We start from the raw sequence: 19783 nt of genomic DNA, 5'->3' as shown, positions 1-19783 counted from the left end.
CAAGGTCAACAGGATGGCACAGCCGAGAGCCTACTAATCTCTTTCAGTGCCGCCCATCGGGCCATATTCGCTGGTGTTCCGACCCCGGCAAGTCTTTAGCAGACCTATCATCCAGAGACCTACACTGCTGACCAGCAGCAGAATGCTGATGGATGCCACCGCTTGCGGCGGGTGGGCACACACATTCGAATGTACCGACCACACCATAGGAGCGAGAACAAAGTAAGCGGGACATTGAGCCATAACAGGCAATGAATTGCCCTTATTCTGCAATCGACTTTTCGAAATGATGTTCCATTTGAAAAAGATATTCCAGGTACAATCGGACGACATCACGTGTGGTCCCCCCAAAGGGAAAGACATGGTGCGTCAGGTCCGGCAATGCGTTGACTTCCAGAATGCCTCCCTGATCTGCTGTCAGCGGCTGGCGGATATCCTCACAACGGATATCAATGCCAGCCACATCAATCTGGAGAGCTTCTGCGGCTTTAATTGCCATTTGTGCATTATCAGGAAAAATCGCTTCCGTACAGTCCACATAAAACTCACTGATGTTTCCGGCGGCCGAATTGCGAAGATCATATAGCTCGATCTCTCTTCCTGCCGCAGGCACCTCCTCCAGCGTGATTCCCTGTCCAAGCAGAACCTTTCGCAAAGGCTCTACGTCTTCATCAATCTTGGGAAAAGCCTCGTACTTCCCTATACTGGTCTGCTGGATTCGCTGCTGATTCAACATTCGAATCAACGCCCGGATGGTTGAGGTACCGTCCCCTTCTACAAAGACAGGCCGATACTCATTTACTGCTGCCACTTCCCCGTTAATGATCAGTACCCTATAATCCAAACCCGTTATGAATTGCTGCAGCATGATGCTGTTACTATGGGTACCCGCCCGGGCAATAGCCGCTTCCAGTTCCTCGTTTGTTCGAACGTCCAGTGTCACACCTGCACTGCCGCTTGCGTCCAGCGGCTTCACTACAATGGAACGATGCAGTTTCAGAAACTGCGCTGCCTTGTCACCCATTGCCTCGATAACGATAAACGGCGGCACAGGCATTCCCCGCTCATGCAGTAGCATATTACATACCTGCTTGTTCTTAGCGAGCAGTCCAGCGATCAAGGGTAGACGATGCGATCTGGTTTTATTAATGACTCTGCGCTTGTCCCCATAGGACAATTCTAGAAAATCTTCACATTCTGCGAGAAGTGGCTCGCAGGTCATTCCCATTTCTCTTGCTTTGCTTATGATGAGTCGGTTTTGTAGATTATGAATTCCTTTCGGAAACAATGAAAATCCTCCCCGACCGAATGAAGGCGTTCGCTCCTGGTTGTGCTTTCATCGGATTGATTTGATAGAAACAATATTGATAATGATTATCAGTTTCAAACAAAATCTATTTTATGGCAATTCCATTCACCTTGTCAATAATAAGCTTTTTAGGAAAAAAAAAGATGTTTTTGCAGGGAGAGAATCCCCAAATGAAGGAATGTTCATGGAACAATGGGCACAACAAATAAGGCAAGCTCTGAATTTCGTTATGTCATAAGCTTGCCTGTGCTATTCGCTGTATGAGATGCAATGAAGTATAGGCTGGGGATGTGGATGATAATCATCGGTATTAATGCTTTAATTTGGGGCAGGTAGGGCAGTAATCTTCTGGATCATCTGCCGCGAGATAATAGTAACAACAAGTTTTGCGTACACGAATAGGTGTATCTGAGACAGCTGTTGCCCGTTTGGGCGTATTAAACTGCTTGAGCGGGTTACGGGATTCACCAAAGAGATGCGCAGGTGCATCACAAATTAGATAATGGAAGTCCTCTTCGACACGCTGCTTTTCTTCAGGCGTGGCTCCTTCGGCAAACTTGTTCTCATAGAGCCAGTATACGTAAATGGCCGTGTTCTCCCACAGGACTGAACGGGAAATCCGGGTTGCCTTGGACAGCGATTGCCATACCTTGGCCAGATTGCCGGCGAACATCTGTTCAATCACCTGATCTCTCCATACGTCACGCTGATCCGCCTCTGGTGAGGTCGTCTGCCAATCGGTCAGCCTAGCCTTGGGAAGCCATGCTTCTCCGTGATAACTGGATTCAATCGTGCCGTTGGCAATCTCATAATTCAGGCCTTTGTTGAAGCGTGACATGGCATAGAGACCCGAAGCTGTGATCAAGTAAGCATATCGTTTAGCAAAGAGCGATACAGTAGCCGTTTCGGAGTCCGTCTCAAAGATGCCTCTCACCCCTTGCAAATAGTTCAGGCTTTTGGACGGGTCCAGCAAGTCCGTAAATGGCATCGAAAATGTACGATCTGTCGAAGGCTCCCAGGTCAGACGGTATTCGGCAGCCAAGGCCTGCATCTCTTGATCATCAAGCCAAGTGGCTGTAGCGTGTGGTTTCATTTAACTTCCTTCCCTTCCCGTGCGGAATGCACATGGGTGTGCCAAACAGCGGATCAACCGCAATGTCGCACTCCATCTGGAAGACCGCGCGGACCATGTCCTGCGTAACAATGTCTTCCGGTTTTCCTTCCGCGTAGATGGACTTGTTGTGGACAGCCACAATATGGTGAGCATAGCGACACGCAAGATTCAGATCATGAAGCACCATCACTATGGTGCGCCCCTCCTGTTCATTCAAATCGAACAGCAGATCCAGAATATCAATCTGATGGGTCATATCCAGATAAGTCGTTGGTTCATCCAGCAGCAGGGTTTCTGTTCCCTGTGCGAGTGTCATCGCAATCCAGGCGCGCTGGCGTTGTCCGCCAGATAATGCGTCCACGGGCCGATCAGCCAGAGCAGTCAGATGGGTGGATTCCAACGCAAGCCTGACCATGCGTTCGTCCTCACAGGACCACTGTTTCAGCCATGTCTGGTGTGGGTACCGCCCTTGCCGAACCAGTTGGTTTACCGTCAGTCCCTCTGGAGCAGAAGGACCTTGCGGCAGAATGGACATACGTCTTGAAATTTCCTTGGTAGGCAACTTCGCAATCTCCTCGCCATCCAGCAGTACCGAGCCTGAACTGGACTTCAGCAGTCGCGCCATCGTTCGCAGCAAGGTGGACTTCCCGCAACCGTTGCTGCCAATCAGGACAGTAGTTTTCCCCTTGGGAATAGTCAGGTTCAAATTCTCTATAATAGGCTCTGCGCCATAGGCGATCGTAAGGTCCTTGGCTTCCAGAATACTCACAGCATTCTCCTCCTCAAAACTGATTTCGATTCTTGAACAACAGATACAGGAAAAACGGTGCTCCTACCCCGGCGGTAAATACCCCTGCCGGAACATCGAGCGGCAGAAATACCGTACGGGCAATCAGATCAGCAGCAAACACAAGCAGGGCACCGACCAGTCCCGAAACGATGAGCATGCTGCCAAACATGCGCCCTACCAGCTTCCGGGCAATATGCGGCGCAATCAGACCGACAAAACCAATCGTCCCCGCGACAGCTACAGCAGCCCCGGCCAGCAGTACACTGCACAGTAGCAGCGCTGAACGATGACGCTGTACAGTGACCCCCAGCCCGGTGGCCAGATCATCCCCGAATTCCTGTGCGTTCAGACTCCGGGCAAACCAGATCGCCAACGGAAGCACGATTACAATCACCGGGATGATCGTTCTAACATCGGTCCACGATGCGCCATACACACTCCCCGTCAGCCAGATATACGCCTGACCAGCCGTATAGAATGGACTAAGGATCAGCATGAAGGTCGTCCCGGCCCCCGTAATGGCTGACACTCCGATTCCGATCAACACTAGTCGAATCGGGCTAACTCCTTTTTTCCAGGCAAGAAGATAAATGATGATTGCGGTAATCATCGCCCCCACAATGGCAAACAACGGCAACAGCTTGATACTGATGGTTCCACCCAGCAGGGTGACAAAACCTACAGCGGCAACGGCAGCTCCTCCCGTTATCCCGATCACATCCGGTGAAGCGAGCGGATTACGGATAATCCCCTGCAAGAGGGCACCGGACATGCCTAGTGCTGCACCCACAAGCAACGATAACAGCACACGCGGCAGCCTTAGCGTCAACACGACAAAGTCATGATCGCCTGCGCCCAGACCGAAAATCGTCTGCAGCACATTCAGCGGAGATATAAAATCATTACCCACACTGGTTCCTGCAATGGATGCAATCAATATCAAAACCATACAGATTCCGATAATGAGCAGCGATTTGCGCTCCATTTGCAAGGATAACGTATCTTTTTTATTGCGAAAAGTAATCATCTTCCTCATATCTTCGTCCCCCCTTTGCGGGCAATATAGACGAAGAAGGGACCACCAATGAGCGCAGTCATAACGCCAAGCGGAACTTCCTGCGGCATGATGATCAGCCGTGCAACCACATCCGCCGCCAATAACAAAATGGCGCCGCCCAGAATACAGTAGGGAACAAGCCAGCGGTAGTCGTTGCCTACAAACGCCCGCATGATATGCGGTACGACTAATCCTACCAGACCAATCGAACCGGCCACCGCAACAGAACCACCGGCCAGCAATACTGTAACGGTTCCCATAAGTACCTTAACCAGTAGCACGTTCTGTCCCATGCCTTTGGCGATATCATCACCGGTCAAAAGCAGATTGATCGCCCGGCCCATAAACAGGGATATCACAGCGGCAACCGTCATATATGGCAGTACAGGATACAGCATGTCAAGTGTCCGACCGCTCACTGAACCTGCAAGCCAGAACAACACGTCCTGTAATCCCGTTCCATCCAGCACCAGGATTGCCTGTGTGAACGAAGCAAAAAGTGCAGAGATAGCGGTACCCGCCAGCACAATCTTGATGGGAGTCAGACCATCACGACCGATGGACCCAAGCGCGTACACAATCACTGTTGCGATGGTTGCCCCGGCAAAACCAAACCACATCATCGTACTGAGCGAGGACACCGACAGCACCACGATGGCAATAACGATAAAAAAGATGGCACCCGCATTGATCCCAAACACACTTGGTGAAGCGAGCGGATTACGAGTTAGCGCTTGCATGAGTCCTCCCGCCACCGCCAAACTTGCACCAACAACAGCGGCAATAATTGTGCGTGGCAAACGTTCCGTCAGAAGTACGACATGCTCCACTGAGCTTTCGTCATAGTGTTGTAGTGCATTCACTGCTATTTGAAATGTTATGTGTGTACGCCCCAGTATCATGCTGGCTACACAGGCGAGTAATAACAAAATGAATAAGCCGGATAGTCCATAAATTTTCGTACTTGCCTTCGTAAAAAGGGGAAACATATTCTCACTCTTTCATCCGTGAAATGCAAAAAGACCTGCCTGCCCATACGCTTCGTATACGAATGTCCTGGTACATGGCAGGTCTTGCTCCCATTAGTTCAGATTGAACTGCTTGTATAGGTCGTCCAGCATCATGTTGGCCGATGTGTATCCGCCCCCCATGTTCCAGGCCACTTCATCAACCTGTACTAGCTTATTATTCTTCACTGCATCGAGATTTTTCCAGAGCGGACTGCTGGTCCAATCCTTATAGTTTTTCTCAATAGCTTCTGTTTCCGTGCCTGAATTGAAGTTGAAGATCATATCTGCGTTCATATCCGGGATGTTCTCTTTCGAAGTCAACTCCACCCCCCAGGTGTCTTCATCATGTCCAGGCGGTCTGGTAAATCCAAGCTCTTTCAATATTTTTCCGGCGTATCCCATATAGAAAATGCGAACCTGATCGGCTCTAAAATTCGTAATAGTCGCTTCAATGGGAAGACGGTCACCCATTTTGCCTTTAAAATCCGCTACCCTTGCATCCCAATCAGCAAGCAACTTGTCCGACTGTTCCTTCATATTCATCGCTTCACCAGCCGTCTTTACCGTCTCTTTCCAGTCAAACAAAGTCTCGGTAACTACCGTTGGAGCAATCTGGGACAGTTGATCATAGATATCCTCATGTCTTGTTTTGGTGGCAATGATTAGATCCGGCTTCAACTTGTTGATCTCTTCCAGGTTCGGCTGTGATTCCTGACCTACTTGCGTCACACCATCCAGATCATCTCTCAAATATTTATATACGGGTTGCTGAACCCAGGATTCCACAACACCCGTTGGCTTAACACCAAGTGCAACAACAACATCATTGGCACCCTGGAACAAGGTTACAATCCTCTTCGGAGTTCCCTTAACTGTCGTTTCACCCATGGCATGTTTGATAACTCTGGTCTGCTCGTCCGCACCACTGCCTGCTGCATTGCTCTCATCACCACTTGCAGACTTACTTGAAGGGTCTGTTGTCCCTGTAGTTCCACCTGAGGCACAACCAGCCAGCACCGATATCATCAGAATAAGTGCTATATAAATATGTAGCTTTTTGGTCAATCCAAACATGTAGTCCAACTCCCCCTTTTCATCCTAATTGATATTAAAAATCATTATCAATTGTATTGTAATTCAGTTGAGTACATTGTTCAAGCATATTGATACTGCTGCGGAAGAACTCCCCATGCCCCTGGTTTCATGTTGAGAATCTCCTTGTACAGTAAAGGCTTGGATGAATACAATATGCTCAGTATACAAAAAGGCGTAACCCACGATAGTTGATGGGTTACACCTTTATAAGAATTCATGACCTGTCTTCAAAAGACAGCGAGCTCAGACAAACACACCGATTAAGGTGTATGCCTGCCTACATATTGATAAGTACCTTTCGGGTATAGTTTCATGATATTTGAGTACATATGCGACCGTATTAAATTCATTTGGGTTATAGAAATGACCCTCTTGATTAAAATAGGCAACATTCGTCACATCCATGAAATCGTAAAAGGAGCTATTTATGATCAGATACGGTATTACTGGATTAACCGGATATAGCGCTATGCTGGATACGTTCATACGGTTCGTGTTTTTCATGAATTGGTGAACCTCCAGCTCATATCCTTCCATCTTATGAGAGAAGTCACATTCTCGATTGTAAAACAATTGCAGCACGATGCGACCCGTCGATACGAGAAAGGATACCCGTCCGTTCACCCGATTGGAACACATTCACCAGAATGGCTGCCAAACGGTTCATTCTTGTTATTAGTGAAAAGATCTTATCATCCGCCTCTGAACCAATTCTGAACAATAATAAAAATTTTTTTCGCAGTCTGGATTTTGTAGCAAATGAAAAAAGAGCGCTCAGCCAGATGGGCTAAGCGCTCTAAAACTTCTATAAAACGTTGATGTACACCATATCAGGAAACCGTAGGATTCCATTGAAAGGTAGCTGCGGACTTGGATGGAAGGGTAGATTTGAAAACCTTATTTCCCTGCCGAACCTTAAATGTCTTTGTGTTCTCTCCCGTATTGGCGGCAATCAGGACAAGCGTACCGTCGGGGTTGCGATAGGCAACCGTTTCGATACTTCCACTATAATGTGTAGAATCAATACGTACCGCACCTGGACGGACAAATTTGCTGGCGTGCCCAATTGCATAGTACTCCACATTTTTCGTAACTGCACCGCTTAACGGGTCGATGGTCACTACACCTCTACAGTTGGTACACCCCCCATTGGTTGGACCCCCGGACGGGTCAAGTGCGATATTCCAAAAGAGGACATTTTGCGACCAGTTTCGGGGTGCACCAATGATCAGCTTGGACATATCCCAGCTCAAATCATCTCCAAAGCCCGGACTCCACGCTCCCCCACTACATTCTGTCATATATACAGGCTTATCAGGAAAAGCATTATGCACATCTGTCATCGCTGTGGGCTCTCCTTTGTAGCAATGAAAGGCCGTTCCGTGCGTATAGTTTCGAGCCTGTTCATCTCCTAACACGGTCTTGGCATATTCGCTCCCTGTATCCCAATTATGGTCAAAGGCAATAATGTGAGTAGATAAATGGTTTCGATTTAGGGTGGGACCCAGATATTGTTTAATAAAATTCGCCTGTTCTGCTGCTCCCATACTCATGCTGGGATACTTGGGCGTCGTGAATTCTGGCTCATTTTGAATGGAAATCGCCTGAATCGGAATTCCCTCGTTCGCATAAGCCTGTAGATAACGAACAAAATAGTCAGCATACGCCTGGTAGACGCGCGGATCGGTATAATCCAAATACCAGCCGTTATAAATCTGCTCCCCATATTTCATCCAGGGCGGAGCTGTCCATGGGGTTCCCATAATCTTTAAATCCTGGTTTCTTCTCAGGATTTGCTTCAACACATCGATCACATCCCGATCCTTGGCGATGGAGAAATGATTCAGCTCATAGTCCTTGCCTGTTGCCATATCGTCATAGGTATAGCTACCAGGCTGTCCCTGTTCATCTACGGAATAATCTGAGGCTCCAATGGTATGGCGAATATAACTTAGTTGAATGCCACTAGCTGTAAACAAATCATTTAGCAGCTGATCACGCTGATTGGCAGACATGCCATAATTCATCAGGTATGCGGACGAACCGGACACCGCTGCTCCAAACCCTTCCATCGTCTGGTAACGAATATCTGGCTTAATCTCAATCGTCAGTGTATCCGCATTCGCTGCATTTTCTTGACTGTGATCCCTATCCCAACGGATCGGGGTTTGTTGGGTTAGGCGATTCGCCGGATCGGGTGTTGTTAGCCACATGTTGACGTTATTTTCTGCTTTCGGCTCCGGAACATTCCGTATAGCCATACTGGCCAGGACCGCACAGATCAAAATGGCTACTGCAGCTATAAGCAGCCAGATGTCAGTACGTCGTTGCTTTTGGAGTTTTTTCATCTATATCCTCCTCTCCCCATCATTATCCTGTCCCCATCCTCCCTACTATTTCAGCTTTCACTTGGGTTTCCCTTTGCATACCTGTTGGACGTTTACATACCGATAGCAAAAAGAGAGCCGGTGCTTGTGCCCGCGCTCTCTTGAATATAACCATTTTAAAACAAATGTAACGGGATTACTTTTTTGCCTTTTCTGTAGAGGTTGCCGGAATCGTAACACTTCCTGTCAGTCGTAAATCCTGAGAGGAACTGCCCACATAAATGGGCACTTCACCCGCTGGCATAACCCATGCTTTGGACTTTTCATCCCAATATGAGAAAGCTTTCGGGTCGAGCTCAATGCGAACCTTCTTCTCTTGACCCGGCTTTAATTCTACCTTGGACCAGCCTGCCAGTTGACGGGATGGAGTCTCTACGTTTGTCGGAAGCTTACCGTTGTACACCTGTACAACCTCAGCTCCGGCTGTTTTGCCCGTGTTCTTCAATTTTAGCGAAACTTCGACGGAACTCGTACGATCGGATTTTTTTCCACTCGCATGCTGTTTTGTTTTCAGATCGCTATATCCGAATGTCGTATAGGATAAACCGTGTCCAAAGGAGAACGCCGGTTGAATACCCGATTTCTCATACCCACGATAGCCTACAAAAATACCATCTGAATAGTCACCTATACCGTTCACACCCGGAAACTTCTCTGGTGAGGACACGGGTGTAGACTGCTCGTTAACCGGGAAGGTTACCGGCAACTTACCCGAAGGATTCACATCCCCGAATAAGACGCGTGCTATAGCATTCCCTTGCTCTTGTCCAGCAAACCATGCTTGTACGATGGAAGAGACTTTGTCCTGCCAGGTATCCATTTGCACGGCTCTGCCGCTCATTTGTACGACAATAGTTTTCGGATTTGCAGCCGCAACTGCACGGATTAGCCGATCCTGATTGTTCGGCAGTTCCATATCGAAACACTCAACATATCCTTCGCTCTCATACGTACGCGTAACAACAATCGCAACATCCGATTTTTTCGCCAATTTCACAGCGTTGTCAATCAACTTATCTGACGTATCTGGCGGAGGTTCCCAGCCCAGACGAACCATACCACCGGAATCACGACCATTTGTCGGATAATCAGCGCGGTATTCAATACGTATCTTGTGCTTTTCACCCGCTTTAAGGGAGATGCTTTTCTTCGTAGTGCCCAGCTTTTCACCTTGATTGTCCACGAAAAGCTTATCGTCGAGATACAGCTTGCTTGATCCCAAACTGGTTAATGACAATGCATAGTCACCATCCTTGGGAGCTGCAATAGCCCCTGTCCAGCGTGCAGATATCAAGCCGTTCAGTGTCGTTGGTGTATTTGGAACTTTAGGGGACTTCGCATTGAAGCCCTGATAATTATAAAATCCAAGGTTCATATTGACTTGGTCATCATTGCGTACAAGAATCGGATTGCCTTCCATCTTGTTATTCTTCCAGTATTCGCCTCGAAGCCCCTGTTCGCCATCTCCATAAGTCGCATATCCAACACTGATATCCTCTTTCTGATCAGATGTAGTCAACAGTGAAGACGGAACAGCAGATGGCCCTGGCATAATGTCTCCTGCAGAGATCGGGTCTGTGCCCGGTGCATATTGGACGGTAACTCCTTTGCCGACACGATTGCGGATGCCCTCTAACGGACTCACGGTATACGTCGGGTTCACCAACGAACTGCCTCCGCCTGCCACAGTGCCGTTATCTGCATCGGGGCCAATCACAGCAATGGACTTGAGTTTATCTTTAGACAACGGTAATGCATTGTTTTTATTTTGAAGCAGTACCATACTTTCCTCAGCCAATTGACGGGCTGCTTTGCCATGGTCACGGGCATCAATTTGATTATTTTGAGCCGGGTGATCGAATAGACCTTTGCTGAACATTTGCACCAGAATGCGCCCAGCCTTATCATCAATCGTTTTTTCACTTACCTTGCCATTCTTAACAGCCGCCAGCAGCTGATCTCCCCATTTACCATATGGTGTACCCGGTGTTTCCAGGTCCAATCCGCTATTTGCTGATTCGACTGTACTCAGGTTCGCACCGTAATCACTCATCACAAAGCCCTTGAATTGCAGCTCCTTCTTCAAGAGGTCTGTCAAAAGAGTTTTGTTCTCACAAGCAGACTCGCCGTTGACCTTGTTAAAGGAGCACATGGCCCCTCCCAAATCTGCCTTGGCGATGACTTCTTGGAACGGGCGTATGTAAATCTCATGCAACGCACGGTCACTGACTTTGACATTCGTCGTGAAGCGCTCCGTTTCCTGATTATTCATAAGGTAATGTTTCGCAGTCGCCAAAACAGGGTGGCTTTGTATACCTTTGACATAAGCGGTCGCCATTTGCGATTGCAGTAGCGGGTCCTCACCCATAGATTCAAAGTTTCGCGATCCCCATGGAATACGGGCAATATCCATCCCCGGTCCAAGCGCAACATTATGAGTTGTATTAAAAGCCTCGTCTCCGATCAAATCACCATACTGTTTGGCAGCTTGGGTATCCCACGTTGCAGCCAACGCAATTGGAGCAGGCAACGCAGTAGATTGCTTGCCCTGCACATCTGGATTGGCGATGCGCACACCCGCAGGTCCATCTGCCATCGTCAGCGCCGGAATACCCAACCGCTCCATCGAATTATTATAAAATCCATAGTAATTGTTGACCTTACCAGTCACTAAATCTATTTTTTCTTCCAGCGTCATTTCTTGCAGCAGCAACGCTGTCCGTTTCTCAGCCGACAGGGCCGTGTTCATCCAAGGCCGATCTGTCTGGCTTCCTGCCGCTCCTGCAATATTCATAGGTCCGATCACAACAGCCGCGATAACTGTCATCATCACCATACGGAACAACCATGTTGATTTCACTTTCACGTTTGTAACTCCTCCTTGATGTTAGGTCATGAGGTGAATGTCTATTCAACTCTCACAGGCTTGCTTTGGCTCTCGATCCTGCGAGCTCCGACAAGAATCCAGAGCCACGGGATAAGCAAGCAAGTCAGCAAAAGCCGCAATGGCTCAAGTGACACGTTTACCACCCTACCGTACATTTTCGAAAATTTCATTGAAAGTTTTTGGAAGTACAGCACTAGGACCTTCATTCTTCTCCATAAAAAGAGAGCGCTCACAATTCAGTTAACTGATAATAAAATTACACTTTTGTAACTTTTTAATGACGATTTTTTAACTAATTAAAATCACAAAAAATGATTCATATGTCCCACTCTTGATTGACTCATATGGCGTTACCTATCGTGCGACCAAAGTCGCGATTTGGGAATTGGAAATACTTATGTATGAGGATTTTTCAAAATCCTGGTATAAAAAACACCCACAAACAAAAAAATTCCAGAGAACCTGAAAGGTCCCTGGAATTAACGTGATTATTCAAACGGATACCGAAGCCCCCACTGTGAACGAATCTGATCCATCAGTTTCATAATTCCTAATGATTCATCCAAAGAAATAGTAGAACTTTCGAGCAAGCCTTCGTTCAAGCAACGCCCGACTTCTTCTGCTTCAAAGGCATAGCCTGTAGAGGATCGGTCATCCTGAAAGTTTTGTGCCTCTTCACCGTCCACAACTAAAGTAGCCGATGTGCTGTTCAGGAATGACGGAATGTGGATATAGCCCTTTGTTCCATGGATGTATGCCTCATTCGTCAATCCGAGACGGACTGCCCCGTTAAGCATAGCCGTGCGTCCTTTTCCATAATCTAGCAAGATCGAAAATGTCTCGTCAACGCCTGTCTCCCCGATATGAGCAGTGCTCCATACATGCTCAGGTTCAGGGCCGAAGACCATTGAAGCAAAAGAAACTGGATAAATCCCTGCATCCAATAGAGCACCTCCGCCCAGCTCAGGGTTCAAAAGCCGCCCCTCTGGGTTCCAATCTATCCGAAAACCAAATTCCGCCTTAACCAGCTTTACCTCACCAATGTGTCCCGCATATATCCACTCCCGCACTTGGCGAATCGGAGGCAAAAAACGTGTCCACATTGCTTCCATCAGGAATAGCTTACGCTCACGTGCAAAGCCGATCAGTTCCTCCAATTCTTTGCTATTGACGGTGAAGGGTTTCTCACACAAGACCGCTTTCCCCGCCCGAAGAGCCGTCAGAACATTTTCTTTATGAAAAGGATGAGGAGTCCCTACGTAAATAGCATCTACCTCAGGATCTTGTGCTAATTCCTCATAGCTCCCGTAAGCCCTTGATATTTGATGCTTAGTCGCAAATTCGGTAGCGCTTTCAATAGTGCGTGATCCAACAGCATACCCTTCTCCATTCGTAACATGCGCCAAATCCGCTACAAATTGATCTGAGATCCAGCCTGTGCCGACAATTCCCCATTTAATCTTTTTGCTCATACGTGTGTCCCTCCCAGCAATTTGGTTAACGTTGACTTACAACATACCCTTTTATTCTAGCAAACGCCTGCCCTAAACAAAAGAAATTCCTGCTCGGCGACAGTTTGTATTACAGCTCGACAGGAAGGCAGCGAGGCAAACAATAAGTCAATTTTGAGCAGGAATTTCCTTCAGGATCGTCTTGATTCAGGCCATTTATCGAATGGTATATTTATAAAATTTTTTATCCACTTTCATAACTGGAAAGCCAATTGGCAATTCATCAAGAGCTATACTAACAAAGCCGTTCTTCTCATAAAAACGATGAGCTGCTACGAATTGTGGTGTTGTTCCAAGATAGATTCCTTCAACAGACCGTTCCTTGGCCCACTCTATGGCATGATGTAATAATTGATTCGAAACATTAAAGGCTTTACCTCTATAGTTTTGTTTTACAAACATCTTTCTGAGTGCTGTCTTACGGTTCCCAATATCTAACAAAGCTATAGTCCCTACTACGTTTCCTTCACTAAGAGCCACCCAGAAGTTGCCGTTACCACGCTGATAAAAGTTTTCAATATCAAGCAAATCTGGCTGATCTTCTTTGGTTATGGCGATACCATATTCATCTTTTTGAATATGTAAAATTAAATCAACAACTTGTGATTGATACTCAGTTGTGTACTCTGTTAGAAAGATACTTTTAAACATCGTTGTGTTCTCCTATGATCGTCAATTGTTATACTGTTAGGTTCCTATCAAACCACAGAACCTAAAATATTACCCATATCTCCTTATTCGTGCTCGATAAACGCTCAATATTAAATAACTCAACCTCCGCAACTAAACTAAGTTTCCACCTACACAGTCGAGGATGCGAAATCATTGTTTAGGTGCGAACGTTGAGTTAATTATGAATCTATATATATCAGAATTCTATTCTACGCTTGAAGCTGTGTAAGAATTTGCGGGTCCTTGATCTTCTGATCCTCGGCCAACAACACAACTTTGGATAGAATCTCAGCTGTTCTTGGGTCCTCGTCCAGAAACGGCAGGAAGATGCGTCCACGATGCTGCGAATGCACCGGGATAATATGCAGTGCTCCCTTCGCTTGCTTGTAGACACCCCCGCTTCCCAGATGCACAGCATATTCGCCAAGAGTCCCATCTACACGTGCATAATTCCCATCCAAGCGTACATTGCTAATTTTCAGCAAGCGAAGTGATTCCTGCACAATCACCCTACGCATTTCAATGGTCGTCAGACTGGCCTCTGGATCAACGCCACCTACATGGGCAACACTGACGACCAGATCCACGTCCCGCATAACTTCGGAGAACAGAACAGGAGGAACTTCGTTCAACGGTACGCTCTTATACGTTGTCCGATCAAAGAACTGCACTGTCTCCAGTGTAGGAGCCTCGGTATCCGCTGGTGAGAACCAGTCCGCCATGGCATACAGGTTCGCAATCAGATTCTCAGCATAGTACACCTTCTGAAGTCCGTCCTCATAGCTGACCGTCCATTGCCGTCCTTTCAACAGGGATACCGTTTTATTCGGCTGTACCTGGTGTCCTGCATATCGACGGGAAACGGTCGCATTTGCACGTTCATCAGCATTCAGCAAGTACAGCTCACGGAACACCTGCTTAAATGGCTGGCGTATCTGGCGGTCGAATAAGTCCTTCTGGAAGTCGCTCCAACGACCACTTTCGAACAAATGAAGGGGATGAGCAATAATCAGCTTGTCCTCTTCTCCTATAGTATGCTGTTCAGCAAAAGGAGCCGTCAATACCAACGTTTCCTCATTAAAATATCCGAGATGATCATCAGCCTTGAAAACCAGTGTCCGCACCAACGGAGCAAGTACAGGATTACCCAGCAATCCTCTCAATTCCTTCACCATAAAGGTCGTACCAGACTCCATAGAGCGTTCCAATTCTTTGCGAGCTCTGCGGTACTGATCCACCAGATCACCTTTAAGCTCCTTCAGCGACGTAACATACTCATCCTTCTTGAAACGAGCCGGAATGGATTTCAGCGTCTTGCCTTTGCTGACAATTTCAATATCTGCCGCTCCTTCAGTATCAATGACGAGCTGCACCGTTGTAGCCTCGTCCAAAGCATGTGGCTCAAAATAAGACCGAAGATCATCCAGCTTCCGAGCTTCCATGTCCCATACGAGACGGGTTACGTCATCGTAGCCTGCGTTACGTGCCAAATTCCCGAGCGCAATCCGTGAAACGAGTGCCTCACTGGCCTTACGCTGTGCCCCGAATTTTTTGCTTTGTTCCAGAAACCTCTGGATAAAATCATAACGTTCGCGTATATCTGGTTCAGGCGGCTGAGCAAGTGGAATCAGACTGTAGGTCAGCAAATGGTCTTTGTTTCGCTTGTCCTCCACTGATTTTTCCATTTCACTCCGTTTCAGCTTACCCAGCGTCGCATCTGCAAACAACTGGGATCGACGATGATTGGCTCCAGCCGAAATATACTTGGCACAATCGTACAGCAGGTCAAAACGTTCCTCGCCCAACGTCTCATAGGCCTCATGAAACCAGTGAATATCGAAGGCACCATCATTAAAATCTTGTGGAGCAATCGGCGAGTAATGAGCTACAATCGTTTCCTTCTCGGCCGAAAAACCTTCATTGATATGCGCATGGAAATACCATGCCGCACTGCGAAGCCCTTCCCAACCGAGATAGTCTGCTACAATCTCAATCCACTGCGGTGCATACATAGCCGCCTCCAGCAGACGTTTATCTGTAATTTTAGTGTTCTTCAGCTTTTCCTTGAGCAACGTGGCATTCTCGCCATCACTCGGATAACATGCTTTGAGCAAGTGGCTGAAGGATTCTTTTTTGGTAATACGATCACCGTAGCCGTACACATAACCACGCACAAACGTTTCCTTGTCGAGACCCTCCAGAATACGGATGAAATAATCCATACCTTCAAATTGGCTCAATCCCATAACCTTTGGCGTAGCCTCGGTAGGCAAATCGCCTCGAACCAATTCAACCTCTAGCAGTCGATCAATAACCGTACGACGTATTTCCAAAAATTCATGTTTGCTAGAAATCCATGTATTGCGGGCATTGGTTAAGGAACTCATATGTCTTCTGCTTTCACTACCGGCCAACAGCTCTCGATACACTTCCCCTACACCGATCAACCCTTTTTCATATGCTTTGAAATAATCCTCCAGATCCAGCGGAGAATAAAAACGATTTTCCGCTCCTGGCAGTTCTGCGTAGTTCACAAAGGTATGGAAAAAGCGCTTAAAGGACTCACCATCATGAACCTGCCCCTTCTCCAGTGCCACCCACGGGCCAGACAATAGATGGAGCATTCCCATATCCTCTTCAGGTCTGTCCTTAGGCATGCCTTGCATTAGTGAATTTAAAGCAAGGTCAATTACGTCAAATGTTTGGTCACCGGATGTGTCCATAAAATAAGCATTAACTAATGTGCTTACCTGATCGGAATAGGTCAGTTCTGCCATCCACTTCTGTACCTCGTTAATGCGATCCAAAGGATACATTTGCTCAGCGAAATCTTTACGCCATCCTTCCAGCAGCTTGTGCTTGCTTTGTTCTGAATAGTCCATGTTAAAAGAAAAGTATCGATAATAGCGATCCAGCGTTCGGTCCATAGGCTCTAATCGGTCATAAAAAACAAGCTCCAGCAGTTCACGCGCTTCCATGCCGCTTTCCTGCAAATAACGGTCCCACTGCTCATAGAGAGGATATAAAGACAGTCTGGAATCTACTTCTTCATCGATCTGAACCAGCCGTAGAGGGCGAAGGTTCGTCCCAATAAGCAATGTATCTTTGTAGCCCGAATAATACTCCGCAGTATATTCCACATCACGATGATGATGAACAAGCTCGTCCAGTCCACTCAAGAACTGCTTGAGCTTCTCCAATGGACTAACAAAAACATCGGCCAATCGAAAATCACCCAGATCAACTTTCTCTTCCAACCAAGCTTCCTTGACATTCGGATCGTACAGTGCAAAACCATTAGCCCCTGTAAAAGCATCCTCCTGTCCCAGCTTGGACAGCAGTTGCTCCTCTTTGGCTGTAGGTTGCTGAATGATATCCGCCAAAGTCCGCAGGCTTTCATACTGTTCGGCACGATCCGGGTCTGCATATATCTTCGTCAATACTTCCAGTCCACCCAATCGTTGCAGCTCCGCCTTAGCACGCAGCAAGCGTTCCAATGAGCCAGCGAGCGGCTCTTCCGATTGTGAGAGCAGCACACCAATGACACTTTGGCGCAACGATCCCGTCTTGAGCTTTAATAAGGCTTCCATTTGTTGCATTTCTGGTTCCGACAGCGTCAGCTTACGTGCCTTGGCCACAGCGAACTCACGGATACTCATACTTTTGTCAGACAAACTGGAAAAAATAAAATCACGTTGTATCGCATCCTCAGGTTTTTGCACAAAATGGTTCAACAGTTCGCCACGCAGATTAGGGCTAATCTGTTCCTTTAAGGCTATGATTTCCCCAATCCAGGAAGCATCCATATCATAACCAGCGAGATACAGCATTTTTTGAATAGGTGCATCTGAGCGGTGATACAGATTAACAAAATCCAGCACCTTGGAGGGCTCGGTGGACTCACCCTTTTTCATATGTACAAACAGGTTATGAAGTCGTTCAAAATCTTTACGCCGCTCCTCTTTGCTCTCCAGCAAAGGAGTACGCACCACTTTAACGATCCGATCCGCGACCGTCCCGCCTTCTACCCATTCATAAAAATAATTGCTTGTATAGTTCGTCAGTATCCAATATTGAAGCTCTTGGTCCGTTTCATCCAGATATTCTCTCGCAATTCCGAGGCGCACATCCTTGTTGTCACTGTTAGACAGTACATACAGTGCTACGATCTTCTGGTAGGTTGCTCCTTGCTCCATGAGTTTTCGAACCTGTCCATACAAATCACGTTCCTCATGTACTGCCGTAGCCCACAAACTCATATAAACTTCATTAGCATTTGAGCTGATCAGCCATTCCTGGCGCAGTTCACTACGAGTCAATGCTTCATATGCCTGCTCGATCAGTTGGCGAACGACCCGCTGATTGGCGGATTCCAAGCCCATGCCCGTCCATACTGCAAGCGCCCGCACCACCGAACTGTAACGAATGAAGCCTTGGTCGATGATTACCTTCAACAGATATATTAGAGCCTCCGGGGTCCCTTCATCCATTTGTTCCACGATACTTTGGCGCAATCCCTCCTGGAGTTTGGCGGCTGCCAAGAGCTCGCCGATCATGCGATAATTCTCCTCCTGATGACTCAGGAGCATGCCTTTAATCATATTGCGCGTAAGTAACGCCGCCTGATTATCCCCATAAATAATAGCTTTTAACGCCTCAAGCACCTGTGAATTACCGTGATCCAGCTCATAAGCAATCCAGTCACCAATCGTTTCCTGAATCCGATAATCTCTGCCTGGTTCATAATCCTTTTTTGTTAAATAATCCATTACGGAGAACCCGATACAGTCCATTCGGATCAACTGCACCATTCTTTTATAAACCCGGGAAGTATGGGCCGTAATATCCGAAGTGCGAAACGGTTTGCGCGCATACCCTGTGCTGTATGGATATTCAGTCACATGCTCCGTTAGATGTGAGAATACATCGCCCGCTGTTTGTCCAATTAGAGCATGTAATACCTCTGTCAGTGGCTTAAACAGCGGTTCTCCGCTTTCTGTCGCTCGTTCTTTTAATATTCGCTGACATTCGTTAAATGGCTCCTCGTCCTCCTGTATGTAATGAAGCTTACCTAGTTCCACAACATACTGAGCCAACTCCTGTTGTGGTCCATCCAGTTGCGTTGCGCGCTCCTTCAGTGTGGTGAAATATTCTTGCTCATTGTTCTCTTGATGCATGTTTCGTTTCCCCCTCTACCATAGGCCTCCAGCCAGCATTGTGAAGCGTATAAATACAATCTCATTCCCATCCTTAAGTGACAAAGGAGCATCGAGTTCAATAGTTTCCTCGTCACATACAAAAACTCTGTATAAACCATCTTCAAATGCCTGCATCGCCGTGTTCACGGCATCCTTAATATCCGGGATACCATCATTATATATAGAACCGAATCCTACTTTGCCTATCTCGCCTTGTGCCTGAACTTCTTCTCCCGTAAGGAACGGAATCAGCGCGACACTCTCCTGCTTTTCCCGCAGCTTTTGAACATTCAGAGCAACGGTTGCAGTAATCAAATCTCGCAATGTTTCTGGAGCAGGACTCAGCTCTATTTCCTGTCGTGCGAGTGCGGGCTTGCGCTTTCCCAAACTTTTTACAGTTACAAACAGCTTCATGTCGTTCCCCTTCCTTTTTACTCACGCTTTTGGCCCGTTGTCAGCTGAATTTTTTGACCTATATAAAAACACCGTTAACGAAATCGAAAACGAATGTTTGTTCGTATTTTTATTTTAATATGTTCCTTATCATTACTCCATCGCCCTTTATGACCAAAATTCGCAGCGGTGCAACACCCTAAAACCTTAAAAAATAAGACTTTATACCCTGTTTTCGAGAATTCCTTTCCATATTAAGGATGAAAAAAAAGACCTGCACAAGGGAGACCATCTGCTCTTCACAGACTTCCTTCCATTATACAGGTCGTATTTCATCATAAAACGATGTTTCAACATACT

12 protein-coding genes are annotated in these 19783 nt (G+C 47.0%); all 12 read right to left on the bottom strand.

Translation table 11 applies throughout. The features are described from left to right. Nucleotides 1-262: 262 nt before the first annotated feature. Nucleotides 263-1288 (bottom strand): ATP-grasp domain-containing protein, encoded by a 1026-nt coding sequence (locus tag MHI21_RS04950; RefSeq protein ID WP_342419564.1) that lies wholly within the window; start codon nt 1286-1288, stop codon nt 263-265. Nucleotides 1289-1619: 331 nt separating this feature from the next. Further along, nucleotides 1620-2402, bottom strand: a complete 783-nt coding sequence (locus tag MHI21_RS04945; protein WP_341162178.1) for an IucA/IucC family C-terminal-domain containing protein — start codon at nt 2400-2402, stop codon at nt 1620-1622. Further along, a complete protein-coding gene (locus MHI21_RS04940; RefSeq protein WP_025722914.1) occupies nt 2371-3192 on the bottom strand; it encodes an ABC transporter ATP-binding protein in 822 nt (273 codons plus the stop codon). Before MHI21_RS04940 ends, MHI21_RS04945 begins: the two co-directional genes overlap by 32 nt. Before the next feature lie 13 nt (nt 3193-3205). After that, complete coding sequence (locus tag MHI21_RS04935) at nt 3206-4249, bottom strand: iron ABC transporter permease (RefSeq protein ID WP_061830587.1); 1044 nt, start codon at nt 4247-4249, stop codon at nt 3206-3208. Further along, nucleotides 4246-5259: an iron ABC transporter permease gene (locus tag MHI21_RS04930; protein ID WP_165179418.1), complete on the bottom strand. Its 1014-nt coding sequence runs from the start codon at nt 5257-5259 to the stop codon at nt 4246-4248. The genes MHI21_RS04935 and MHI21_RS04930 overlap by 4 nt, the downstream gene beginning before the upstream one ends. A gap of 93 nt (nt 5260-5352) precedes the next feature. Beyond that, the gene (locus tag MHI21_RS04925; protein ID WP_342419563.1) at nt 5353-6354 is read right to left on the bottom strand and encodes an iron-siderophore ABC transporter substrate-binding protein; all 1002 of its coding nucleotides are present in this window, start codon (nt 6352-6354) and stop codon (nt 5353-5355) included. A gap of 851 nt (nt 6355-7205) precedes the next feature. Then, the gene (locus MHI21_RS04920; RefSeq protein WP_342419562.1) at nt 7206-8723 is read right to left on the bottom strand and encodes a glycoside hydrolase family 30 beta sandwich domain-containing protein; all 1518 of its coding nucleotides are present in this window, start codon (nt 8721-8723) and stop codon (nt 7206-7208) included. 175 nt (nt 8724-8898) lie between these two features. Next, nucleotides 8899-11628, bottom strand: coding sequence for a glycoside hydrolase family 3 C-terminal domain-containing protein (locus MHI21_RS04915; RefSeq protein WP_342419561.1), 2730 nt, complete (start codon nt 11626-11628; stop codon nt 8899-8901). 509 nt (nt 11629-12137) lie between these two features. Next, entirely contained in the window at nt 12138-13121 is a 984-nt protein-coding gene (locus MHI21_RS04910) for a Gfo/Idh/MocA family oxidoreductase (RefSeq protein ID WP_342419560.1), read from the bottom strand. A 195-nt stretch (nt 13122-13316) separates the two neighbouring features. Beyond that, nucleotides 13317-13811 carry a GNAT family N-acetyltransferase gene (locus tag MHI21_RS04905; protein ID WP_342419559.1) on the bottom strand — a complete coding sequence of 165 codons (495 nt, stop codon included), beginning with the start codon at nt 13809-13811 and terminating at the stop codon, nt 13317-13319. A gap of 230 nt (nt 13812-14041) precedes the next feature. Continuing rightward, nucleotides 14042-19009 carry a DUF4132 domain-containing protein gene (locus tag MHI21_RS04900; RefSeq protein ID WP_342419558.1) on the bottom strand — a complete coding sequence of 1656 codons (4968 nt, stop codon included), beginning with the start codon at nt 19007-19009 and terminating at the stop codon, nt 14042-14044. 15 nt (nt 19010-19024) lie between these two features. After that, nucleotides 19025-19444 carry a hypothetical protein gene (locus MHI21_RS04895; RefSeq protein ID WP_341162185.1) on the bottom strand — a complete coding sequence of 140 codons (420 nt, stop codon included), beginning with the start codon at nt 19442-19444 and terminating at the stop codon, nt 19025-19027. Nucleotides 19445-19783 lie beyond the last annotated feature (339 nt).

Source organism: Paenibacillus sp. FSL H8-0168, from assembly GCF_038592955.1.
Taxonomy (GTDB): domain Bacteria; phylum Bacillota; class Bacilli; order Paenibacillales; family Paenibacillaceae; genus Paenibacillus; species Paenibacillus polymyxa_B.
Note: the sequence above shows the minus strand (reverse complement) of the source record. Positions and strands in the feature narration are given on the sequence as shown.